Here is a 24,632-nt window from a genome sequence, read left to right as displayed (position 1 = left end):
TGTGCTTTATGCCTCAATAATAGGCAGTTCGATAATAAATCTCGTGCCTTCAGGCATATTATCTTCTACGCGTATTCTGCCGTGATGTTCGAGAATGATAGAATGGACAATTGCAAGCCCGAGACCCATGCCGTGCTTGTCTGTAGTAAAATATGGGTCAAAAATCCTCTCCTTATTTTCTCCGGGAATACCTGCGCCGTTATCAGCGACCTCTAAAATGGCAGCCCCCTTATTTTCATCGTATTTTGTTGTAATTACAATTGTGCCCTGTTTGTTGTCTATCGCCTTTGCTGAATTGCTGATCAGATTTATGATTGTCCTTTTAATGCCGTCCCGGTCTGCTCTGAATTTGGGAACCTCTGTACGGTTGAATTGAAAGCTAATATTATGATAAAGGTTCCTGTAGAGAGAGATAGTTTCTTCGACTATGGAGTTAATATCTTCTATAGCTTTTGTTTGCGAGATATGTGTTAGTTTTGTCAGCTCGTTTACTATACCTTTTATGTCATCAACCGATTTAATTATGATGGAAGTGGTTTCATCGAGTATTTCCTTGTCATCACCCTTAAAATTGGAGAGCAATCTTCTCCGAATGCGTTCGGCAGAAAGGACGATGGGGGTTAAGGGATTTTTTATCTCATGGGTAAGTTTTTTTGCCACTTCCCTCCATGTAGCAAGTTTTTCAGCCCTTACAACGTGTGTAACATCGTCGAAGGTTATAATAAACCCCTCTGTTTTGCTCGCTTCATCTTTCAAAGTTGTGAGAGAAGCCCGTATGTATTTTATATCGTTTTGAAGATTGAGCCTCATATCTTTTGTGATACTCCCCCAGCTTGCATCCCTTGCCTCCTTTAAAAAAGATTTCATATATTTTTTAAAGTCATCAGGGAAAATCTGTCTCAGGTGCGTGCCGGTCAGTGTTTCTTTTTCGATCCCGATAATTTTCCTGGCCGCACTGTTTATGAGCTGAATACCACCTGTTTTATCTGTAGAAATAATGCCGGTAGCTACATTGTCGAGAATTACTTCCATGTACTTTTTCTTTGCCTCAATCTCATCCTTGGCAATATTCAATTCCTTTGCCATGCTGTTGAATGCGCCCACCAGAGTGCCTATTTCGTCCTTGCCCCTGTCTTCAAGGTTAATGTCAAATTTTCCTTTTGCAATGATTGCTGCCCCTTCTTTCATTTTTTCTATGGGGGTAGTGATTTCCGTTGCCATTTTTATCCCGACCCATACAGAAAAGAAGATTGTCAATATCGTTATGAGTGACAGCGGTATATAAAAGCTGTATTTCAGTATTTTTTTGAATGCCCTTGATTCTTTGAACTCCTTGCGGGTGGAGGTGATCTCTTTAATCCTATATGTGCCGTGCATTTTTATTGTATTGCCGATAAACAGTATAGCCTGTGGGTCACCATATTCGTCGTTAATCTTTATGCCGGTCATAATAAGCTCTCCCTCTTTTAAGGGGATTATTTCCCTGATAAGGTCGTCTTTTGTATATGAATTCGCTTTTCCTGAAAGTTTCTCATCAATTTCCTGACTGAGATTACTTTTTATCAAGTTTCCATAAAGATCATGTATCGAGTAGTATTCTATACGCCTTGCCTTTACATCTTTTTTGAGGGTTTTATTAAGCCCTTCCTCATCTTCTAAGAGTTTTTGCTTACCAATGGTTGACGCGAGCGTTTCTCCTGTTTTTTCATATTGCTGGAACAGGTTGCCATAGTAAAACTGTGAAAGTTCAAGTGCGCTATCAAGTGTATCTTCGATCTTCTGGCTGAACCACTTGTCCATGCTTATGTGAAAAAAGCCTGTTGCGAGGATCGAAAGGGTAAATGACGGGATGATGGAGACGATGAGGAGCGTAAGGGTGAGCTTGGTTTTCAGACCGGAGCCCCAGATACCCCGTTTTTTTTCAATATATGTTTTTACCAGTGTCCGTGTGACAAGGAAGAGCAGGAGCAGGATCAGGAGCAGGTTGATATTCAGTATAATGACGATCAATTTGTTTTCCTCAATAGGGAGGAATTTTTTGAAGAAGGGGAGCTGTATTTCAAGGTAAAAGAAGAACCCGAAGATTAAAAAAACGAGGGATGTAAAGAATATCTCTTTTTTATATTTCATATTAAAATTGTTCACAGTTTACGGTTCACAGCTAAAGAACATTTTTCAATTATACTTCATTCCATCAAAGAAACAAAGTTTATCTGCCTTTTTTCTGTCTCGCCTCTACGATATGAGTGAAAAAGATCTTTGCTGCAGAAGGTGCACAGGTTAATATCAAATATATTTTTTATGCCCGCATTCTCTAATATTTCCCTGTTTGCCTGCCTGATATTAAGAAAAAGCGACTCCCCCGGTTTACGAAAGATACCTCCTGAAAAACCTTTGTTTTGAAAAGCCGTGTAAACATCCTGTCCGACTTCATAACAGCATGAACTTATGGACGGTCCCAGAAGCGCTGTCATATGTTTTTTTTCTGCGCCGAGTTCTGTCATTGCATGGACAGCCTTTTGTACAATTTTCTTTACAGTGCCGCGCCACCCTGCATGGATTATGGATACCATGGGATAACCGGACTCTGCGATAATAACAGGAAGGCAATCGGCCGTTTTGATGATGCCTGCCATGCCTTTTTCTATAAGGATGATGCCGTCTCCTGATGCCGGCTTGTCACCGTTTCTTACGATATGGACCATATCGCCGTGCTCCTGATTCATAACGATTGCATCCTTAAGGAAAAAAGCATGGAGAAACTCTTCTTTTTTCTGTCCTTCCAGCATATGCGATGGTGAATCTTTTGTAAAGAAACCGTGGGCTATGCCTGTTTCTTCGAGCTTGGGTATGTAGTAATATGACCAATCGCCTATATGTTTTAATTCGAATTTCATAAATTTCCTGTGATATGTTTATTATGTCAGTTATTTCAATTTATTTTGCTTTGTAGTCAATATACTATTTTTGCGGATGGGAAACAATGCGGAAACAACTGGACTGTGCCCGTTGTCATGACGACCATTAATTCCGATTGTACCATCTCTCTGAGATAAGGACGTACTATGAGGTTGGATTTTGTACCGGGGAATATCTAGGTTGATGCGCACAGTGACTCTGTGCCGCTGATACCCATGACCTTTGTAAACATCCGGATGAATATGCCTATCACCTTTTCCATGATCCCTACATAGTAAACAGTTCCATTAAAAAAGAAAATTCCCGGGAAGGATACAAGGTTATGAATACCTGTTTATGGTTTAAACTCCCTTTTAGAAAAATGTTCAGGTTAAGATAACAACAAATAATAAATGGGACAAGGAATTTTAAAAGCGATGATTAGTTAACAGCAAAACAACCCCATTAACTGGATGGGGTTGTTTTGCATATATGGCTGTTATTATTGTGAATCCCTTACTGAACTTTAAAGCTACGGACTTCACTTTCAAGGCTTCTTGCGAGTTTGGACAGTCCTCTGGCAGCTTCGGATATCTCCTCTGATGAAGAGAAGGTTTCCTTTGTGACACTTGAAATCTGATTCATATCCTGAGTAATTTCATCTGTAGTAGCACTCATCTCTTCAATGGCGCTTGCTATTTCATGAATACCGCCATAAAGGCCGTCAATGCTTGTTGTAATGTCCTGCAGCGCTGTCTGAGCCTGTGAAGAGTACTGTACTCCTGTGACAACATTATTTTTTGCTTTCTCCATTGTTTCAACAGTTCTTTCCACGCCTCCCCTTATTGTTCTTATCATGCCGGCTATTTCAGTAGTGGAGGCAGATGTTCTTTCTGCAAGCTTTTTTACTTCATCGGCAACTACTGCAAAACCTCTCCCCTGTTCCCCGGCACGGGCTGCTTCGATTGCCGCATTGAGGGCAAGAAGATTTGTCTGGTCTGCAATCTCTTCAATAACCGTTATTATGTCCCCGATTCTCAGTGATTGGTTTCCCAGTTCTTTTACAAATCCTGATGCTGCCTCTACGGTTTCTGCGATTATGTTTACTTCCCGGATTGCCTTGTCTACAACTATCTGTCCCTGTTTTGAAATATTAACGGTCTCGCTTGCAGATTCCGCTATCCTATTTGAGTTTCTGGCAATATCCTCCGAAGACTGGTTCATTTGAGTGGAGGCGGTTGCAATCTGGGTAGCCATCTCCACCTGTTCCATTGCCCCTTTTGACAGCTTTTCGGCAGATGCGTTCAATTGTGTGCTTGCAGATGCCACACTTGCTGCCGATGTCATCATATCCTTAATCGTTTGTCCGAGGTTCTTATTCATTGTATCCATTGACTTTGCAAAAATACCCATTTCATCTTTTCTGTTGGTTGCATGCACGGAAACAGGTATTGAAAAGTCACCCTTTGCCATTAAATCTATATGGCTTGAAGAACGTATGATGGGTATGGCAATACTACGTGTGATCGCACGGGAGAAAAACATGCCGATACCGATATTTACGATGCCGAGAAGTATAAAGATAAGACGTGTTGTGGAAGCATCTTTCTGTGCCTTTTCATATCTGTACTGGAGTCTGCCTTCGTTATATTTTAAAACCGCTTCAGCGGCTTTAATATATTTTTGAACAAACCCTATCAACGTTCCATATTTTTCAGCCGCTTCTTTTGTATTCCCTGCCATGCTAAGCTCAATGGTACTGGTATTTGCATCTCTGCCTTGCATAACATCTTCCTTGAGCTTAGCAATAAGCGTTTTACCTTCCTCATTTATCTCCAGTTTTTCAAGCCCTTCCATAGCCTTTTTATAGTTTACCCTTTTCTCGTCAATCTGTTTTTTTGCCTCTTCCCTGACACTACTTTCCTGAGTAGTTACGATTTGCCCAACGAGGTATGTTATGTCGGCAAAGGCGGTTCTGATATCATTTGCGTGCTTTATCTTGGCTGTATTGACTACAACCATCCGATCAAGATCACTGTTAATCCCGTTGATTGAAATAATGCCTGTGACTACATTGATCACCATCAGGCCGAGGGTAATGCCGAACCCTATTGCCAGTCTTTTACCAATTTTAACGTCCGTAAAGAGCTTCATTTATTTCCTCCATTTGTAAAGATATGATCGGAATTAATAGTATTAAAAAATGTTGTTTTACTTATTATTAATAGAGAAAAGCTTAAGATTATACAAAGAAACATTCTTTTTTAGTATCTCCCTTATGATGTTACCCATGTTATCGGCAAAGATCGAATTCGCTTTAGTGCTTTTTTTGGATTTTAGTATTTTTCAAGGCGCTGAGTGCCAATGGTATACAATAATCCCTTTATTTTTATCGGCATAATATGTATATTTCAACAATGGCTAAAGATATTTTTATATGTTGCCTGTTGTCCTGTACCCTCCTTTTTTTCTGGGTGCCTGATACGGTTCATGGACAGGAAAATCTGAAAAGGGCCACTTTTATACCGCAATGGAGCCCTCAAGCACAATTTGCAGGATATTTTGTTGCATTTGAAAAAGGTTTTTATAAGAAGCAGGGGATTATCCTCAACATACTGCCCGGAGGGCCAAACAGACCTTCTTTGGATTTGCTGGATAAGGGTGAGGCGGATTTTGCCACCGCATGGCTATCTGCCGCTATTCAGAAAAGCTCGCAGGGGATAAAGCTTGTCAATGTCGGACAAATCATCCAGCGCTCAGCACTCATGCTTATTGCAAAGAAGGCAAGTGGTATTTACAGACCGGAGGATATAAACGGCAGGAAAGTGGGAATCTGGAGCGCTGATTTTCAGTTGCAACCTTTGGCTTTTTTAAAAAAGTACAATTTGAAAGCAATCATTGTACCCCAGTCATATTCTATAAACCTCTTTCTCAGGGATGGCGTAGATGTAGCATCTGCTATGTGGTATAACGAATATCATACAATCCTCAACGCCGGACTAAACCCCGACGAGTTGACAACCTTCTTTTTTTATGAACACGGGTTGAATTTTCCTGAAGACGGCATTTATACGCTTGAAAGTACATTAAAGAAAGACCCGGAGCTTGTTCGTGCCTTTGTAAATGCCTCTATAGAAGGCTGGCTCTATGCTTTTGCGCATCCGGATGAGGCATTGGATATTGCACTTAAATATATGTCCGGAGCAAACATCCCGGCAAACAGGGTTCATCAGAAATGGATGCTCGACAGAATGAAAGACCTTGTGTTGCCTGAAAACGACAAGTCACCCCCCATGGGTACATTGACAGAATCGGATTTTATAAGGGTATGCAATGTCCTTAAAGAAAACGGTATCATAGGGAAAATGCCCGTTTTTAATACTTTCTATGTAAATTTTACAGGCCATGTTAAGAAATAAAGGTATTGCATTCAAGCTTGTCCTTCTTTTTACGCTGAGCAGCACATGTATCTTTACGCTGATTTTCGGCTATAATTATTATGTTTCCCGACAGACAATTGAAAGAGGGATCGGGGAAAACTCAAAAAACCTTATCCTCGCATCAACAAACAAGATTGAGGCTGCCCTTGCCGCTGCCCAGAAAATTCCGGAAAATATATCCTATTTTCTTGAAAACAGTTCATACAATGAAACGGAACTTTACCGGCTTCTTTATACGGTTGTGAAAAAAAACCCTGAGATATACGGGGCTGCAATAGCCTTTGAACCTTACGTTTTTAAAAAAGATGTTGAATTTTTTGCGCCATGTTTTTTTAAGGAAGAAGGCGGGATCAGTTTTAAGCATCTGGATAAGAAATATAATTATTTTCTTTTGGACTGGTACCAGATACCGAAAGAACTACAACACCCTGAATGGACAGAGCCCTATTTTGATGAGAGCAGGGGTATCCTGATGTGCTCTTACGGAGTCCCTTTCTATAAAAAAACCGGCGACAGAAGACTGCTTGCCGGTGTTATTGTTATTGACATATCTGTTGAAAGCTTGAGAGAAATTGTTTCTTCCATAAAAATTCTTAAGACCGGATACGGTTTTTTGATCTCTAAAAACGGTACGTACGTTACCCATCCGATGAAAGATGTGATAATGAATGAAACCATCTTTTCGATTGCCGAGGCGCGTAATAAGAAAAGCTTAAGGGAAATCGGGCGGAAGATGATAAAGGGCGAATCGAGCCTTACCCCGTTCATGGCCGATAGTATTCTTACCGGTAAAAAATGCTGGATGACGCATGTCCCGATCAAATCGAACGGCTGGTCTCTTGCAATCCTTTTTCCGCAGGATGAATTGATGGAGGATATTGTCAAGCTCAATAAGATGGTTATTTTTCTTGGAATTACCGGCATATTTCTTCTTGCTATGGCGGTAGTATATATTGCCCGGTCGATAACAGGACCTTTACGGGCAATGGCGCAGGCAACACAAGGTATAGGCGCAGGGAATCTTGACATAGAAATGCCGGTTGTAACATCAGGCGACGAAGTCGGAAAGCTCACGGAAGCCTTCGGGTATATGAAGGCGTCCCTTAAGGCTTATATAGAGCAACTTACAGAAACCACTGCTTTAAAGGAGAGGATGGAGAGCGAATTAAAGGTTGCCCACGATATACAGATGAGCATTCTTCCAAAGATGTTCCCTCCATTTCCGGACAGGAGGGAATTTGATATCTACGCAATGATACAGCCTGCAAAGGAAGTAGGCGGAGACTTTTACGATTTCTTTCAGATAGATCATGACCACCTGTGCTTTGTTATGGCAGATGTTTCAGGAAAGGGCATCCCTGCTTCTCTTTTCATGGCAGTGACAAAAACGCTCATCAAGGCAAAGGCTGCGGTTGGCCTCACCCCGGACAGGATTGTCTCGAGGGTAAACGAAGAGCTGTGCGTTGGCAATGACAATAATATGTTCGTAACTGTTTTTTGCGCTATCCTGGATGTCCGCACAGGGGAAATGGAATACACAAACGGAGGGCACAATCCTCCGCTGATTATCAGGAAGACAGGCGAGGTAAGCGTACTCAAAAGCACGGGGGGGATTGTTGTAGGCGTCATAGATGATGCGAAGTACACGGTAGATAAGCTTACTCTGGAGCCGGGCGACAGTATATATCTCTTTACAGATGGTGTTAATGAGGCGATGAATAAGAACAACGAGCTTTTCTCGGATAAACGGCTTGAACAGGGAATAATAAGACTAAAGGAAAAATCCATCAAGGAGATCATTGACGGCATTATGGGCGAAATCGAGCTTTTTGCTCAAGACACGCCGCAATCAGATGACATAACCATGATGGTTATACAATACAGAGGAAACGTAAAAGAAGGATAGGAGGATATGAACCGTGGATGACGAAATAAGAAAAAGGACACAGGAAACTGCAAAAAAGCTTTTCGGTAAAGGCATAAAAATGGACCCGCCATATCTAATGTGGAAAGAATTTGACAGAGACCTTGCCAATGACCTTTCCATGTTTATTACCGGCAACCTTTATTCAAGGACCGTACTGACGCTGCCTGAAAGACAGTTGGTTGCATGTGCCATGCTTGCCGCCCTGGGAGCAACAAAGGAATTGAAGCTCCATTTGAATGGCGCTCTGAATGTGGGTTGTGACCCCAAAAAGCTTGCGGAAGCCATATTCCAGCTTGCCACCTACGGAGGGATGCCAAAAGTAAATGATGCCCTGGAGGTGTATCGGGAAGTATTGAGAGAGAGGGGTGAATGGGAGAGCTTCAAGGGCTCTCCATGAATGATCCGCATGGTGCGAAACTCCAGGATCTTATAGAAGATATCAGGTGCACTTAAAAAAAGTATGAGGTTTTGACCTGGTTATCAAATTACAGACATGAACAGCCACAAGGAGACCATCGGTTTTTTTTGTACCAATGTTGTTAACATGGTATTATAATCTGTTACCGGGGCTTGCCCGTGCTATGGTGTAAAAACGATAAATAAGGGGGTTTTAATTGAAAGAAGACACTGATGTATTGCGTCAGTCACTCTTGGACAATCTTACCTATGGTCTTGCAAAGGACATGTACTCTGCCACTTCACGGGATAAATTCAACTCCCTTGTTTTTTCTGTAAGGGACCTGCTGGTAGAGCGGTGGATTAAGACCCAGCAAAAATACTACGATGTAGATGCAAAGAGAGTGTATTACATGTCCCTTGAGTTTCTTCTGGGTAGATTGCTGCGGAATTATATTCTAAATCGTGGCTTATCCGACGAATATTCAAAGGCTGTAGATATCCTGGGAATTGCCTATGAAGACGCCCTTGATCATGAGTGGGATGCAGGACTGGGCAATGGCGGTCTGGGAAGGCTTGCTGCATGTTATCTGGATTCCCTTGCCACGCTTCAGTATCCGGCATATGGCTATGGTATTCGCTATGAATACGGCATTTTTTTTCAAAGGATCAAAGATGGTTTTCAGGTTGAAGCGCCGGATAACTGGCTGAGATACGGCAATCCCTGGGAACTGCCGAGGCCGGAGCTTCTCTTCCCGGTTCGTTTTTACGGTGAAGTTGAGACCATCACCAGCTCAAATGGTAAGTTCAGTATGAAATGGGTGGGTGGGGAAGAAGTTATGGCCATGGCCTACGATTATCCTGTCCCGGGGTTTAGGAATGAAACGGTAAATACATTGCGTCTATGGTCGGCAAAGTCCAGCAGGGATTTTAACCTCGAATATTTCAACAGTGGCGATTACATTGGAGCTGTTGAGGACAAAAGCCATAGCGAAAGCATATCCAAAGTGCTCTATCCGAGTGACCAGTATGAAGCAGGCAAAGAGCTGCGGCTGAAACAGCAATATTTCTTTGTGTGCGCCACCCTTAACGACATTATAAGGAGGTATAAGAAGTTCCACCAGGATTATAAAGAGTTTCCCGATCAAGTTGCTATCCAGCTCAACGATACCCATCCGTCCATTGCAATAGCCGAACTCATGAGAATCCTTGTTGATGAAAACCGGATTGTCTGGGATGAAGCATGGGACATAACTAAAAATACCTTTGGCTATACCAACCATACAGTCTTACCGGAGGCACTTGAAACCTGGTCAGAGGGGCTTTTTTCCAATCTTCTCCCCCGCCACTTTCAGATCATAGAAGAGATAAACAGAAGGTTTCTTGTTCAGGTGTCAGAGCGGTTTCCTGATGAGCCTGAGCGAAAGGGCCGGATGAGCATTATTACAGGTAACGGTGAGCGGGTTATACACATGGCTCGTCTTGCGATTGCAGGTAGCCATGCCGTCAATGGTGTGTCAGCCCTCCATACAGAAATTTTGAAACATGATTTATTGAAATCATTTTTTGAAATGATGCCTGAGAAGTTCAGGAATGTAACTAACGGTATTACTCAGAGACGCTGGCTCTTTGAGTCTAATCCGCTACTCTCAGGTCTGATTACCGAAGCAATAGGGGATGGGTGGTTAAAAAACCTCGAAGAGTTAAAAAAACTGGAGCCCCTTGTTGATGATAAAACTTTTTGCGCGGAATTTCGCAGGATAAAAAAATTGAACAAAGAAGCTTTTTCCGATTATCTTTACAAGGCATTCTGGCTGTCTCTCCCTTCAGATTATTTTCTTGACTGCCAGATAAAACGATTCCATGAATATAAAAGGCAGCTTTTAAACATATTGCATGTTATCACACTTTTTAACAGGATCCGGGAAGGGAAAATAGACGGCGCGTTTCCGCCCAGGACAGTGCTTTTTGCCGGCAAGGCTGCACCGGGATATTTCATCTGCAAGCTGATTATTAAACTTATCCATAACATAAGCGCTGCATGTGAAGCCGATCCGGCGGTAAGCAAGAAATTGCGCGTTATTTTTGTCCCTAATTACGATGTGAGTCTTGCCCAGCGTATCATGCCTGCGGCAGAGCTATCCGAACAGATATCTACTGCAGGATACGAGGCATCGGGAACAGGCAATATGAAATTTACCTTAAACGGCGCCCTGACCATCGGAACCCTTGACGGAGCCAATGTAGAGATCAGGGAAGAGGTAGGAGAGGATAATTTCTTTCTCTTCGGGTATGATACAGAAGAGCTTTTAGCACTCCGTGCCGCCTATAATCCACGTCAATACTATGAAGAAAATCGAGAACTTAAACAGGCTATAAATCAGATTCAAGGGGGGTATTTTTCGCCTGACATGCCTCAATTGTTTCACCCTGTTATTAATCCGCTTTTAGAGCATGACACGTATTTTGTTCTGGCCGATTACGCATCATATATCCAATGTCAGGAAGAGGTGAGTAAAGCCTACCAGGATGAAGCGCTATGGACAAGAATGTCTATTCTGAATGTTGCACGTTCAGGTAAATTCTCAAGCGACAGGGCTATACGTGAATACGCAGAACATATTTGGAATATCGTGCCGGTGTCATCTTCCCTTGAAACGTGAACCTTTCACTTGTTCTCTTAACAATTATTTTCTATGCATTATTCATGTCCGGGTTCGCCACAATTGCTGCTGCCCATGAGAAAACCATCGGGGCGACCGTTTTGCCCTGGATGAAGAGTTTTGTTGAAAAAAATGCAGGAGAGTCGAATCAGGTACTCTTGGTTATAGGCGGCAATCCCGGGTTTTCAGCTAAAATATACCCCTTAGAAAGGCATAATGGCCATTGGGATTTGATGCTTAAGCCCATTGATGCATCAATGGGAAGGAACGGTTTTGCATTGCCGGATAAAAAGAGGGAAGGGGATGGCAGAACGCCCTCCGGTGTTTACCCTCTGAAATTTGCCTTTGGCTATCCCCAGGGAATGCATACAAAAATGAATTATTTTCAGACAACTGAAGACGATGTCTGGGTAGACGATGCTGATTCAGTTGACTATAACCAATTGTTAAAAAGGGGGGAGACAAAGGCATCCTCCTTTGAAGATATGAGACGAAATGATAACATGTACAAATACGGCATTGTAATCGGGTATAATACAAATCCTGTTGACAGAGGCCTTGGAAGCGCTATTTTCTTTCATGTCTGGAGAGGGAAAGAAAAATCTACGGCAGGATGTATTGCAATGTCAGAAGAGGATATTGTGACTATTCTCGAATGGTTGGACCCATCCCACAAGCCCCTTGTCATGATGGGAACTGCAAAGATATTAAAGGGCATAGCAAAGAAAAAGGATTAAGGATTAAGGATATTCTTTTAAGTGAAATATCCATCCCGAAAATGTTCAGATCTTTACTACGGATATACGCCCCTCTTCGCAAGTGCATTTAAAATTAAAGGAATATGCTAAATATTTTTCTATTGTTTCCGTGCTATAAAAAATGTAATTATAAACAAATTAACTTAACATAATTTAACAAAAAATAATGGACATAATAAGACCAGGACTGCGACTCAAGATTGTAGTAGATATAAATCATATCAAAGAAACCAATGATGTGAGAAATTCGATAATTTTCGATGTTATTGAAAAGAAACTGTTAATAGCACAGACCGAACCGCCTATTTTAAAAAGCAGGATCAATAAAGCCATTATTCTTACTTACCTTACTAAAGAAAATAAAGAAGATGTGCGTTATGGTTTTGAAGCAAGTATCGTTGACCTGGTCAATAATTACGAGTTGTCGGCCGATAATATTACACAGGCTGTTATTCTTTTGAGCAAAACAAATCCCGTACAGTATAATTTACGCTTCTTTTTCAGGGCTGAACCTCCAAGCAACAGCGGTCTTGATTTATCTATTTACAGAAAACCTGTCAATATACTCGATATCTCTATTGGAGGCGCAAAAATCAGTCATCACAGGGAGCTAAAACTTGAGCCCGGGAGAATATTAGATATAAAGCTTTCTATTGACGGCGCTGTTTTCGATCTAAACGCTGTTGTCGTCAGGACCTGGGATCCTAAAGAAGGAAAGATGGTCAAAAGTCTGGAATTTGTTGCATTAGAGTTTATAAATACAAGCATGCAACTCAAAAATATATTGGGAAAGAAAATAATCAGTATTCAAAGAGAGCTGCGCTCCAGAGAGATCTTATAGGTACATTTACTAAAAACCATCAAGCTGAAGCTCAAAGATTCACGGTTCACTGTGAATTGATTATGATTTTATGTCCTTTATTTTTCTTTTGACAGTCTTCCCTTTGTCTTTTGGGAAGTCGGCCTTTATATAGACAGATTTTGAAAATATCCTTTCTACCTGCCCCGCCATCTCTTTCTTTGCAAAAGTAAATTTCACCTTATCTCCTACATTCATTATCTTCCTCCGTCAATATTATGCGCTTGTGCTTTCGGTTTTTGTTTCGGTTTTTGTTTCAGATTTTGTTTCAGTCGTTGTTTCAGTTGAAGCCGTTTCAGTTGTTTCTGTTGTATCAGCATGGTCCTCGCCATTTCCAGAGCTTGCTTTTTTTCCAGCCGAATCGATGGGCTTCTTGTAGTCAGTTGCATACCAGCCTGTACCTTTGAGGTGGAAAGAGCAGCTTGAAATCAGTTTACTAAGCGGACCTTTGCAAAAATTACACTTTGTTAATGGTTTATCGCTGATCTTCTGGAATATTTCGAACCTTTTACCACAGCCTGTGCATTCATATTCATATATCGGCATTATTATTTACCTCCCAAACTCCCAAAAAAATGCTTTTAAACTGTGTAGTAATATAACTCTTGTATAACGGATCGTCAAGGCAATGTTTCTTTTAGTGATGCTTAAACCATTAGCTTATAAAGTAAAACCGGTTTTATCCATTACTGCTTTTCGAAAGGATCGCGTATTCGAACCCGTCTATGAGGGCCATAAAAGATGCCATGTTGATATTATCAGAAACTGCTGTGACGCTCCATATGTCTTTGCCATCGGTAAAGATGATGGAAACCTCAACCTTTGCTGAGGTCCCGGACCTTGAGTCGTGTATTCTTGAAGAAAAATCTACAAGTTTAATACCCTGGATTGTTGGGAAGATAGATGACAACGATATTTTTAACACTTTCGCAAGCGCATCGACAGGCCCCACTCCGGTTGAAGCTTCATGCATCTGCTTGTTGTCTGCTTTTATAATAACCGTTGCTTCAGGCCTGATGCCATCATCAATAAGCCTGTATGTTCCCACTATCTCAAAGGGGCTTTTGTAGTTCTCAAGGGCACGGAGTATATTAAGTTCCTTTGTGGCATCATGGATATCAAGAAGCCTCTTCATTTAATCTTTCTCCTTACTATTACCGGGGCTCACGTCGCCCCCTCCTTACTTCCCGTATGAACGTGGCGTGTCCACTCACTTACGTTCGCTGGGACGTCCGCTTGCGCTCGGACGTAAAAGCATTCACGTCCTACGTCCGAAGGAGCATGGCGACTGTACATCCTACATCCCCCGGAAACCTGGTGCCTCGAACCTACTCGTGGGCATCTATGAGCAGTTTATAATCGATGCTGTCCTCGAGGGCTTGCCAGCTTGCTTCAATAATGTTCTCCGATACGCCCACGGTGCCCCAGGTGCGTTTCCCGTCGCTGCTTTCTATGAGCACCCTTGTCACTGCCCCGGTTCCATTTTTTGTTGTTAATACCCGTACCTTATAGTCTACAAGTTCCATTTGTTTCAGTCCGGGATAAGACTTATACAATGCCTTCCTCAAGGCAGCATCAAGGGCATTTACAGGGCCCTTACCGAGCGCTGCCGTATGTTCTATCCTGTCGCCGACCTTTAACATTATAGTCGCCTCAGAAACCGGGTGCCCCTTTTCTTTCTTGTCAACTATTACCTTAAAGCTGATAAGTTCAAAGAACTTCTTATGAATACCAAGGGCCTTTTTCATAAGGAGTTCAAGCGAACCTTCCGCTCCTTCAAATTTGTACCCGTACATTTCAAGATCTTTTACCTTTTTTACCACATCTTTAACAAGTCTCCTGTCCTGTTCTATGTCGATGTTGAATTCTTTCGCCTTATACAGGATGCTGCTTTCTCCGGAGAGGTCGGATATAAGGACCCTCTGGATATTGCCTACCAACTCAGGTTTTATATGTTCATAGGTCTCGGCATTTTTCCTTATTGCGCTGACATGAATACCGCCTTTATGGGCAAAGGCGCTATCACCCACATAGGGTTTGTGCTTATCGGGTTTAAAATTTGCCATTTCATCAACATAGAGGCTCAAATCCCTTAAATGTGCAATTTTTTCCTTTTCAATCCCCACATGCCCCATCTTCAGGATAACATTGGGGATAATAGAACAGAGGTTCGCATTCCCGCAACGTTCTCCATAACCGTTGATTGTACCCTGGATATGTGTACATCCTGCCTGAACTGCCATCAATGTATTTGCAACAGCCATTTCGGTGTCATTATGGGTATGAATGCCGAGCTGTATACCCGTTGACTTCCGCACTTCCAGAACTGTGTCGTAAATCTCATAGGGCATACTCCCGCCGTTTGTATCACACAGGACTATTACATCCGCGCCGGCATCTTCCGCAGTTTTAATGACCTTTTTTGCATATACATCGTTTTTTTTGTAACCGTCAAAAAAATGCTCCGCATCAAAAAAAACTGTTTTACCATGCCCTTTCAAGTACGCTATCGTTTTATCAATCATCTTCAGGTTTGTATCAAGGGTAACTTTTAGCGCGTCCTTTACGTGAAGGTCCCAGCTTTTGCCGACAATTGTTACATATCCTGTATCCGCATCAAGAATGGCATTTGCGATATCATCTTTGTCAGGATCTGTATGGAGCTTTATCGTGCTGCTGAAGGCAACAATCTTAGAATTCTTAAGAGAAAGCTTCTTAACCTCTTTAAAATACTGCAGGTCTTTCGGATTTGAGCCCGGCCATCCCCCTTCAATATAATGCATCCCGAATTCGTCAAGCTTCTCGGAAATCCTGAGCTTGTCATTCAGGGAGAACGCTATATCTTCCGACTGTGCCCCATCGCGTAATGTGGTATCGTAGAACTCAACCTTCAAGCCCCTTCCTCCACCAGTTCAGAATCAAGCCCGAATGCTTTATGAAGAGCGCGAACAGCGAGTTCTCCATATTTCCCTTCTACTACGCAGGAGATTTTGATCTCAGATGTAGTTATTGCCTCAATGTTTATTCCCTCTTTTGCAAGGACAGAGAACATCTTCGATGCAACGCCTGCATGTGATCTCATGCCAAGTCCGACAATAGACACTTTCGCTATATCTTCGTCAAGCGATACCTTTTCGGCGCCGATCTTTTTTGCTGTCTCTTCCATAAGCTTAAAGGCCTTTCTTCCATCGGCCTTGCCAACTGTAAATGTTATGTCTGTAATATTATCCCTGCTCACGTTCTGGACTATTACGTCGACAACAACGCCTGCATCAGAGAGGGCGGTGAATACCTTTGATGCCACTCCCGGCATATCCGGTACCTTGCTTACAGTTATCTTGGCTTCGTTCTTGTTATGCGTAACGCCTGTAACTTCCATTTTTTCCATATCCGATACCTCCTTACATACTAATGTTCCCTCGCCGTCCGTGAAGGAAGACTTTACAAGAATTGGCACGTTGTATCTCATAGCAAATTCGACAGATCTTATCTGCAGGACTTTAGCCCCAAGGCTTGCCATTTCAAGCATTTCTTCATAGGATATTCTGTCAAGCCTTCTTGCGCGATCACATATATTCGGGTCTGCCGTGTACACACCGTCAACATCCGTGTATATTTCGCAAAGGTCGGCATTCAACGCCGCAGCCAACGCCACTGCCGATGTATCCGAGCCTCCCCTGCCGAGCGTTGTTATGTTCCCCAATTCATCTACCCCCTGGAATCCCGGAACAACAACAACCTTTCCTTTACTGATCTCAGACATAATTTGATGCTTTTCAATATTCATTATCCTTGCCCTGGTATGACTTGAGTCTGTTAGGATTTTTACCTGGTGACCAAGTATTGAAACAGCTTCACATAACATTGTTTTCAATGTAATGGCAAGAAGCGCAGAGACTACCTGTTCGCCTGTTGAAATCAGTACATCAACCTCCCTTTCATCAGGGGTTTTGCTGATACTATGCGCAAGGTTGAGCAATTTGTCTGTCTCGCCTGACATAGCGGAAACAACAACAATTACATCATTATTTTTTTCCCGATACTCGATAACACGTTTGGCTACATTGCTTATTCTTTCAAGGTCTGCGACCGATGTCCCTCCATACTTCTGTACGACAAGCATCTTATACCTCCATCCTTTGTAATTGCAGATCGTCCCGCTTTCCGTAGAGGTTAAATCATGATTGAAGATTTAAGCAACTGCGGTTCAATCCCTGCAAAGTAGAAATAATCTAAAACTGCACATTACAAACTACACAAAAGCCTTCATGGTCTGTTTACCACAATTTTTCTTTCTTCCTCGCTTACTGCTTCAATCTTTATCCTGATCACTCCATCCTGCCATGTTGCCCTTTGTGCCCATTCTACCACAACTATACCGTTATCAAGAAACTCTTCAAGCGCAAAGCTCTCAACCTCGCCCCCGTCAATCCTGTAAAGATCTACATGGCAAAGGATGAGGTCTCCTTCATAAATATTCATAATGGTAAAAGAGGGGCTTACTACATACTGCCAGTCTTTTACCCCGATGCCCCTTGCCATTCCTTTCACAAGCTGGGTCTTCCCTGCGCCAAGCTCACCATAGAGGGTATACAAATCGCCTCGTTTTGCATTTTTACCGAGTTGCTCACCTATATCCCATGTATCAGAGGGACTTTTCGATATAAACTCTTTCTCTTCCATCACGTATATCCCGTATGGCCTTACTCAGACCAGAAAGGAGGTCGCCGGCAAGGAGGTCCATATCCGTTTTGGCTTCAACCCAGTCATCCGCTATATAACCGTGGAGGTATACACCTGCCAAAGAAGCTTCAATGAGGGAACTGCCCTGGGAAGCGCATCCTCCTATAAAACCTGTCAGTATGTCGCCGCTTCCGCCTTTTGCCAGGGCCGGATTGCCTGTGGGGTTTATAAAAAAATCCCCCTGTGGGTTGAAAACAACAGTCCGGGCGCCTTTTAACACAAGGTTGACCCCGGTCTCTTCAACGAATTTCCTGCCGACACCAATCCGGTCCTCATTTATCTCCTTTGTTGAAAGCCCGGTGAGGCGTGCAAGTTCGCCCGGATGCGGGGTAAAAACAGCATTCCTTTTTGCCTTCTTTATCATATCAAAGTACCCCTGAAAGGCATTGATGCCGTCGGCATCAATGACAAAGGGCTTATCTATATCCATATAGAGTTTTCTTACAAATTCCATTGTCGCCTGGTTCTGCGAAAGACCGGGGCCTACGATTATCACATCCTTATCTTCCACAAATGCCTTTACACTGTCGTAAGAAGAAAGTGTAAAATACCCTTTACCATTATCTGCCACAGGATATGTCATTACCTCCGTCAGCTTTGCTTCCATGATGTTGTTCAAGCTTTCAGGGATAACAAGCGTTACAAGACCTGCACCTATTTTTAAGGCAGCCAGTGAAGCCAAATAAGCTGCGCCGGTCTTTCCGGGAGAGCCGGCTATTATTGCCACATGGCCGTATGTCCCTTTATGCGACCAGGGAGTTCTTTCCCTCAGAGCACCTCTCAACATAGTGCCGTCAACAACATGTCCGTCAAACCCTATTTTATCTTCGACAAAGGATGGTATGGATATGTCTATAACCGTCAATTTATCTGTATGGTATGCACCGGGGCAGAGGATCTGTCCGATTTTCGGATAAGCAAAGGTAAATGTATGGATTGCCTTGACGGCGCATCCAAGGGGGATGCCGGTTTTTCCGTCAATGCCTGATGGGATATCAACGGCTATAACAGGTTTACCTGACTCATTAATCTGCTCTATAACTGCCTTTTCTATGCCTTCTACTGGTTTTGAAAGTCCTGTCCCAAAAATTGCATCTATGATAATGTCGGCATGTTGTATGCCTCTCCGTAGCATGTCGAATGAGTCGTCCACCTCGACGATATCTCCGCCCATAGACGCATATAACCCCATATTCAAAGCTGCATCACCTTTCAGATCCTGTTTTTTACACAAAAGAAAAACCCTGACACGGTAACCGGCCTCAAGGGCATACCGGCCGATTACAAATCCGTCACCGCCGTTGTTCCCTCTTCCGCAAAAGATTACAATGCGGTGTTTGCCCTCAAGATATCGTTCTTTAATGAGCCTGTACATATTTCGACCAGCGTTTTCCATGAGCACAGCCGAGGGTATGCCCCACGTTTTTATCGCGTACTCATCGTATTTTGCCATCCGTTCAGGCGTCAGCACTTTCATATCTGTACTCCCCTACTAAATTACTACTACTGATACTGCGTATGCTCTCTCGTGTGAGATGCTTACCCCGTCATAGCGTTCCCCGAGATATTCGATATACGGTTTCCCCCCGGACTGCAATACGTTGATAAGTTTCCAGGGCACCTTTCTGCCGAGGGCTTTTATGAATGCCTCTTTGGCAGCAAACCGTCCGGCAAGGGATTCGGAGATTCTGCGCATGTTGCTGACGTATTGAATTTCGTTATCGGTGAAGACCTTGTTGAGGAATCTGTCACCGTACCTGTCAATCATATTCTGCATCCTTATAATTTCAATAATATCAATACCGACCATAGTAAACTCGCACAGACAAACACATTAACATAAAATATACTGATTTTAAAGGAGATATTTTACTCCTTTTTGCCGTGCTTGATGAAGGTGCCCGCGCGATATTCTTCGAAGGCGATCTGTAATTCCTCCTGGGTGTTCATCACTATTGGCCCATACCAGGCCACCGGCTCACCTATCGGTTTTCCCGAGATAAGCAGGAAGCGTATATTTTCCACATCCGTGAAAGCCACCACCTGCTCACCATCGTTGAAGACCACAAGATTGTTGTTGCCGATTGAAAATGTTCTTTCCATATCGAAATAGCCTTCTCCTCCTATTACGTAAGCGAGGACTGTGTGGCCCGGCTTGGTTTGGCGGGTGAAAGCTGAATGGCTCGGGATGGTCACGTCGAGGTATTCCGGGTCAATGACTATATCGGTGACAGGGCCCTTTGTACCATCTATTTCGCCGCAAATAATCCGGATTTTAACTCCATTCCCAATAGAAATTTCCGGTATCTGATCCTTCGTCAGCCCACGATAACGGGGTTCCATCATCTTGTGGGATGCCGGAAGGTTTGCCCAGAGCTGAAAACCGCCCATCCGTCCCGATTCATCCCCCTTAGGCATCTCCTGGTGGATAATACCGCTGCCCGCCGTCATCCACTGAACATCGCCATCGGCTATTACACCCACATTTCCCATACTATCCCCGTGCTCGACATTGCCACGGAGAACGTAGGTAATCGTTTCGATTCCACGATGCGGGTGCCAGGGAAAACCTTTCGAGTAAAACCGCGGGTCATCCGAACGAAAATCGTCGAGCAGCAGAAACGGATCGAATTCGGGGACTTCGCTCGCACCAAAGGCCCGTTTCAGATGAACGCCCGCCCCCTCGATAGTAGGTTTGCTCTTTATCACCTTCCGAATTGTTCTGATTTCTGCCATCGTTATCCTCCTTGTCTCTGAAAATCGGTCTCTTCCGCAGCCATAATCCTGACTCTTTATAGCTCTGGCCTTCTTTGATCCCGTTCCGAGCTGTAGCATTAATTCGGGTCCTACCGGGTCTTCTACTCAAAATCATAAGCCTTATTCAGTGAAAAAACAATGCGGGAATGAATCTTCAATGTGATCGACCTGTTGGTCGGCAACCAAAAGTCGCGAATAGATTCCTGCAATGCACGCTGCGCGGTTTTGGCCCGGATAGATTTGTCAGATCAATGTTTCGAAAAGCAAATTGACATTCTCTGTGAATTCGCTATACTTGAGGAGGGTCAATTGCCAAAGAAACCTGACTACCTGCAAGATAGGGGGCATTATGCAATTATTTCTCTTTATTACTATAATAACATTTGGTTTAAGCACTTTTGTATACGCAGGTCCATCAGAAAAGGATTGCTTAAAAGCGAGGTCTCAAATTGAATCCGAACGACAAAGCTACCAAAAGATTCAATCAGGCGAGAAGAGTAGACGGTTCTACACCGGGACAAGCCCATGGTATGCGGTCATTCCCGAAGACCTTGAGTATGTCTGGAAAGCGGTTGATGGGGGTCTGCCTAAAGCCGCACAAAATTATTCGGGACCTGCCGAATGCCTTACCGTATGGAGCAAAGGCACATTCCAGGATTATGAAAAATGCTCATGGCCGCAATACATGTCCCGGCTGGAGAAACTTGTTTCAATGTGCGGCTCCCAGAAGGTTGAGCCATACGTTCAGAAAGAATCGCCTCCTTTTCTTTTTGAAAGCGTCATTTTTGAAAGCGTCAGGCGTTTGATGGAAGCTAAACCTCCGCTCCAAAAGGCCATACAGGAGATTATCGGCAAGGATGCATTCTTAGTGGTCAGAGATAATACAGGGAAATTTTATGCAGTTAATAATAAGGGTAAAAGCATGAACATCCCTGAATCGTTAAGTAATAAACTTGCCTTTTCCAATAAGCCCGCGCTTTTGCCGGTTTTGCTTCCCGCAGAAGCCCCGGAAGAAGAAATTAAGGAAAAGGAAAGGGGTTTTGAAAATACGGTCAGGAATCTTTTTCCCGAGAACTATGGTAAAATAATAAGTACTTACACTGCTGCTACCTACTTTTCCATGGATGAATTCCAGGCCGGGGTGGTTGGAGTCCTCAGTAAGGCAATAGCAAGAGATGGATATAAAATTGTATTGCAAAAGCCGGACGATTCCATAGAAAGGCTGAACGAGCTCCTCCAGATGCCCAATTTTTATGATATCTGGCGCGAGAAGAATAAGATGCTAAGCCTTGAAGCTGAAAAACTTGTCTATGAAACACAAAATTACCGTCAAAAACGTTTTTCACAACTATCTGAGTCTGAAGCAAAAAATATTGTCAAACTGAACAGACTTATCCTCGAAGCGACATACCCGAATATTTGCCCAAAGAGCTTAACAAAGGTGAAATACAGGAAAAGCAAATCATCAGATACTGAATATGCGAAAATAAAAGATAATGTTTATGATTTTAAATATTTAGGACCACAAGCAGTATTCTGTTCGTCCGAGCATTCCAGCGTTAAAGGAGAAGTAAACGGCGGTGGAGATTTTATCAAAAATACTGATAAAAAGACCCTCCTGGCGTTCTCGAATGCAAATGACGGCTCGACAGCGGCTGATTTCATAAAATATCCTATTATCCTTGCAGCTTCAAGTTCTCCGGAGTATGTGTTTATTTTAACACCCTCTGCCCAGATGACACTTGCAGGTAAGGCGGTTGTGGATGTGGGATACAATGGTGAAACAGGGCTTCTGGTACTCGAAGGAAAGGCAAGGGTGAAAGAATCTGTAACAGGCTCGGAGCGGGAAGTACCTGCAGGGTCTGTTGTATATGCTATCCCCGGCTTTGGAATCAGCAGGACGATCAAAGCATCGGAGATAAAGATAAGCCGCTGGTGGGAAGGCACTGACAAACGACAGGATACCACGCTTACAATGCCTGCTGTTAAGGAGATTGTATTTGCAACGGGTGTTCGTGACGGTAAACCAGTTGGTGTTGCCGGTTCATTTTCGCCGGATACCAACCCCATTTACATGTGGGTGCGTCTGGACAGGACCGGATTACAGGGAAAGATCAAATCAGCCTGGTATTTTCTGAGCCAGAAAGATCCCTTTTTTATGGGTGGAGAAGAGATTAACCTGAACCCAAATAATAATTGGGCAGAGTTCAATTACACATTGGCGCCCGGAAAACGCTGGCCAACGGGTGAATATAAAGTGGTTGTCTCATCCGGTTCTAAGGAAATCGTCGCCGGTTCCTTCCGTATTGCCGACACCAGCAAGCCTCAGTCCCTGGATTGGGTATCTATCTTATCCAAAGGGAATCCAGTGAGCGTTATTTTGGATGCGGTAACAGATTCTAATGAAAAAAACTGGCCTCTTGGAACGATTAAGGGGGGAGAACGTTACACTGTCCAGTATATCTCTTCGTCAGGACAATGGCAAGCAACGGGTTACAATAAAGGAACAAAAGCAGCAGGCACATGGACGTATCCTGGCGGAAAACCGGAGAACCGTGAATTCAGCATTTGGGGCCATGTTTTCCGATTTGACGAAACCGGGCGGGTATTTGACAACCAGTTGGGTCATGTGGGGCGACTGTTACGGTTGATACCACCCGGCAAGTAATGCCGGGAGAGGAGAAAGGATGCAGACAGCGCACGGGTTAAGGAATAGCAGAAGGGTACGACCCCCAGGGCCTCGTGGTAAATATGAGTGTTGCGCTTTCTTCAGACTGGTTTTATGCACCCCCTGTAATGTTTTAAGGTTCTTAAGTAATATTATTCAATGAAGAGTGGAGGAAATTGATATGATTAAATTTACATAGTCAGTTAAGTAGTAAAGTTATAATTCTTGATTTTCCACGGTTTTTTATTCAGCACAGAATATCGATCAGGAGGTTAGAAATGCGTTATTTAGTCCACAGAGTACAAATACTGTTTTTTATTTTATTAGTAGTAGTCAGCTTCGTTGTCCTTGCGCCGGGGCGGAGCTTGTCATCCGAGATAAATGATTTCATAATGAACAAATGCCAAGCGGCTTTGAGGACCTACTCCGGTAGTGATATTGCTCATTATAGCGGCAGTTTCATGCAATCCTGTATGAGGGAGGGCCGAACAGCGTTTGCTAACGCCAGAACTGGTTGCAGTGATGTTTGCGTACGACCGGATCAGGTTAGCCCGAATGACCGCGCCCAGTGCGAGGATATGTGCAAAAAGGTATTTGCTGATTGATCGGGGGCGGCAACCGCGAATTATTTAGTTAGCTTTTTTGGTTTCGCGGTTCGGCGCGTTATCGTTTGATGACTGTGTCTGATGTTAGGGAAATGCCTTGGCAGTATGCCCAGCAGGCGTTTTTATGCATCGCGCTATTCCGGCGTCATGCTGATATGCCCATTGGCCCATCACGACCACCAGAGAGGCTCGGGGGTCAGGTCTTGTTTTTTGCACCGATTGTGCTGTTCATGAAACCAGCATTTGTTCCCGTAACCTACGATCAAAGTCAAAAGTCCTTATGCGCGATTGGTGCACTACCCAATTCCAAATAAAACAAATCCCGTTCTGAAATACTCGACGCAAAGAGTGCAGGGTTGCCAGTATTCCCTGCAAGAAGCTCGTAAATGTCTTGACACATTGTTTCTAAATATCTACAATAAATAGCGACATCAAGGAGGATTAAAGGCAGTGAATAGTCGTCAGTAGATAGTGAACAGTGATGAAAGCGGTGAATAGGTTACGACCATGCACTGCCTACTGACGACTATTCACTGAAATAATAAGGGGGAAACAATATGGCAACGAAGAAAACAAGTGTAAGCCCGGAGTTTTTGTACATTCCCGTAGCAAACATCGTGGTGTTGGAACAGGTTAGATCAAATATTAATGTCGAAACAGATTCATTCAAGTCGCTTATGCAGTCTATCAAAGACAAAGGAGTCCTGGAACCTCTTATTGTAACCGGACAGGAAGACGGGACATATCTACTTATCTGCGGGGAGAGGCGTCTTGTTGCAGCCCGACAACTCGGACTGGAATCTGTACCGGTGCGGGTGATAGAAGCAGGTAAGGAATTGGGTGAAACCATAGCCCTTCAACTCACTGAGAACCTCCAGCGGGAAGACTTAAATCCCATAGATCAGGCAAAGGGGATTC

At 43.3% G+C, this 24,632-nt stretch carries 20 protein-coding genes; 8 read left to right on the top strand and 12 right to left on the bottom strand.

Translation table 11 applies throughout. The annotated features are described in order from the left end of the window. Positions 1 to 6 precede the first annotated feature (6 nt). The 3 genes from NT178_10750 to NT178_10740 all read right to left on the bottom strand — a co-directional run bounded on the left by NT178_10750 (position 7) and on the right by NT178_10740 (position 5,052). Entirely contained in the window at positions 7 to 2,145 is a 2,139-nt protein-coding gene (locus NT178_10750) for an ATP-binding protein (protein MCX5813008.1), read from the bottom strand. A gap of 41 nt (positions 2,146 to 2,186) precedes the next feature. Beyond that, positions 2,187 to 2,897, bottom strand: coding sequence for a peptidoglycan editing factor PgeF (gene pgeF / locus NT178_10745; GenBank protein ID MCX5813007.1), 711 nt, complete (start codon positions 2,895 to 2,897; stop codon positions 2,187 to 2,189). A gap of 517 nt (positions 2,898 to 3,414) precedes the next feature. Beyond that, positions 3,415 to 5,052 (bottom strand): methyl-accepting chemotaxis protein, encoded by a 1,638-nt coding sequence (locus NT178_10740; GenBank protein ID MCX5813006.1) that lies wholly within the window; start codon positions 5,050 to 5,052, stop codon positions 3,415 to 3,417. A 263-nt stretch (positions 5,053 to 5,315) separates the two neighbouring features. Here NT178_10740 and NT178_10735 point away from each other — a divergent pair, with 263 nt between their 5' ends. The 6 genes from NT178_10735 to NT178_10710 all read left to right on the top strand — a co-directional run bounded on the left by NT178_10735 (position 5,316) and on the right by NT178_10710 (position 12,923). Next, positions 5,316 to 6,317 carry an ABC transporter substrate-binding protein gene (locus NT178_10735; protein ID MCX5813005.1) on the top strand — a complete coding sequence of 334 codons (1,002 nt, stop codon included), beginning with the start codon at positions 5,316 to 5,318 and terminating at the stop codon, positions 6,315 to 6,317. After that, on the top strand, positions 6,304 to 8,244 hold the full coding sequence (locus NT178_10730; protein ID MCX5813004.1) for a SpoIIE family protein phosphatase: 1,941 nt from the start codon (positions 6,304 to 6,306) through the stop codon (positions 8,242 to 8,244). Before NT178_10735 ends, NT178_10730 begins: the two co-directional genes overlap by 14 nt. Positions 8,245 to 8,257: 13 nt before the next feature. Then, positions 8,258 to 8,662, top strand: coding sequence for a carboxymuconolactone decarboxylase family protein (locus NT178_10725; GenBank protein ID MCX5813003.1), 405 nt, complete (start codon positions 8,258 to 8,260; stop codon positions 8,660 to 8,662). A 217-nt stretch (positions 8,663 to 8,879) separates the two neighbouring features. Further along, entirely contained in the window at positions 8,880 to 11,324 is a 2,445-nt protein-coding gene (locus tag NT178_10720) for a glycogen/starch/alpha-glucan phosphorylase (GenBank protein MCX5813002.1), read from the top strand. Next, positions 11,321 to 12,061 carry a L,D-transpeptidase family protein gene (locus NT178_10715; GenBank protein MCX5813001.1) on the top strand — a complete coding sequence of 247 codons (741 nt, stop codon included), beginning with the start codon at positions 11,321 to 11,323 and terminating at the stop codon, positions 12,059 to 12,061. Before NT178_10720 ends, NT178_10715 begins: the two co-directional genes overlap by 4 nt. Before the next feature lie 187 nt (positions 12,062 to 12,248). Further along, entirely contained in the window at positions 12,249 to 12,923 is a 675-nt protein-coding gene (locus tag NT178_10710; GenBank protein MCX5813000.1) for a PilZ domain-containing protein, read from the top strand. A 60-nt stretch (positions 12,924 to 12,983) separates the two neighbouring features. On the opposite strand, the gene NT178_10705 is transcribed toward NT178_10710, so the two are convergent. From NT178_10705 to NT178_10665, 9 genes are all read right to left on the bottom strand, one after another. Further along, on the bottom strand, positions 12,984 to 13,139 hold the full coding sequence (locus NT178_10705; protein ID MCX5812999.1) for a hypothetical protein: 156 nt from the start codon (positions 13,137 to 13,139) through the stop codon (positions 12,984 to 12,986). Positions 13,140 to 13,157: 18 nt separating this feature from the next. Then, positions 13,158 to 13,487 (bottom strand): zinc ribbon domain-containing protein, encoded by a 330-nt coding sequence (locus tag NT178_10700; protein MCX5812998.1) that lies wholly within the window; start codon positions 13,485 to 13,487, stop codon positions 13,158 to 13,160. A gap of 133 nt (positions 13,488 to 13,620) precedes the next feature. Next, on the bottom strand, positions 13,621 to 14,076 hold the full coding sequence (locus tag NT178_10695; GenBank protein ID MCX5812997.1) for a hypothetical protein: 456 nt from the start codon (positions 14,074 to 14,076) through the stop codon (positions 13,621 to 13,623). A gap of 193 nt (positions 14,077 to 14,269) precedes the next feature. After that, entirely contained in the window at positions 14,270 to 15,835 is a 1,566-nt protein-coding gene (gene cimA, locus NT178_10690) for a citramalate synthase (GenBank protein ID MCX5812996.1), read from the bottom strand. Beyond that, on the bottom strand, positions 15,832 to 17,064 hold the full coding sequence (locus tag NT178_10685; GenBank protein MCX5812995.1) for an aspartate kinase: 1,233 nt from the start codon (positions 17,062 to 17,064) through the stop codon (positions 15,832 to 15,834). Before NT178_10685 ends, cimA begins: the two co-directional genes overlap by 4 nt. A 143-nt stretch (positions 17,065 to 17,207) precedes the next feature. Beyond that, positions 17,208 to 17,624 carry a tRNA (adenosine(37)-N6)-threonylcarbamoyltransferase complex ATPase subunit type 1 TsaE gene (gene tsaE, locus NT178_10680; protein MCX5812994.1) on the bottom strand — a complete coding sequence of 139 codons (417 nt, stop codon included), beginning with the start codon at positions 17,622 to 17,624 and terminating at the stop codon, positions 17,208 to 17,210. Continuing rightward, entirely contained in the window at positions 17,587 to 19,161 is a 1,575-nt protein-coding gene (locus NT178_10675; GenBank protein MCX5812993.1) for an NAD(P)H-hydrate dehydratase, read from the bottom strand. The genes tsaE and NT178_10675 overlap by 38 nt, the downstream gene beginning before the upstream one ends. A gap of 15 nt (positions 19,162 to 19,176) precedes the next feature. Beyond that, the gene (acpS, locus tag NT178_10670) at positions 19,177 to 19,494 is read right to left on the bottom strand and encodes a holo-ACP synthase (protein ID MCX5812992.1); all 318 of its coding nucleotides are present in this window, start codon (positions 19,492 to 19,494) and stop codon (positions 19,177 to 19,179) included. 59 nt (positions 19,495 to 19,553) lie between these two features. Continuing rightward, on the bottom strand, positions 19,554 to 20,420 hold the full coding sequence (locus NT178_10665) for a pirin family protein (GenBank protein MCX5812991.1): 867 nt from the start codon (positions 20,418 to 20,420) through the stop codon (positions 19,554 to 19,556). A 370-nt stretch (positions 20,421 to 20,790) separates the two neighbouring features. Here NT178_10665 and NT178_10660 point away from each other — a divergent pair, with 370 nt between their 5' ends. Both NT178_10660 and NT178_10655 read left to right on the top strand, forming a co-directional pair. Continuing rightward, the gene (locus NT178_10660) at positions 20,791 to 23,109 is read left to right on the top strand and encodes a hypothetical protein (GenBank protein ID MCX5812990.1); all 2,319 of its coding nucleotides are present in this window, start codon (positions 20,791 to 20,793) and stop codon (positions 23,107 to 23,109) included. A gap of 1,162 nt (positions 23,110 to 24,271) precedes the next feature. Next, on the top strand, positions 24,272 to 24,632 hold a 361-nt coding region (locus NT178_10655), incomplete at its 3' end, for a ParB/RepB/Spo0J family partition protein (protein MCX5812989.1).

Source organism: Pseudomonadota bacterium (genome assembly GCA_026388255.1).
In the GTDB taxonomy this organism is placed as follows: Bacteria; Desulfobacterota; Syntrophorhabdia; order Syntrophorhabdales; family Syntrophorhabdaceae; genus JAPLKB01.
Note: the sequence above shows the minus strand (reverse complement) of the source record. Positions and strands in the feature narration are given on the sequence as shown.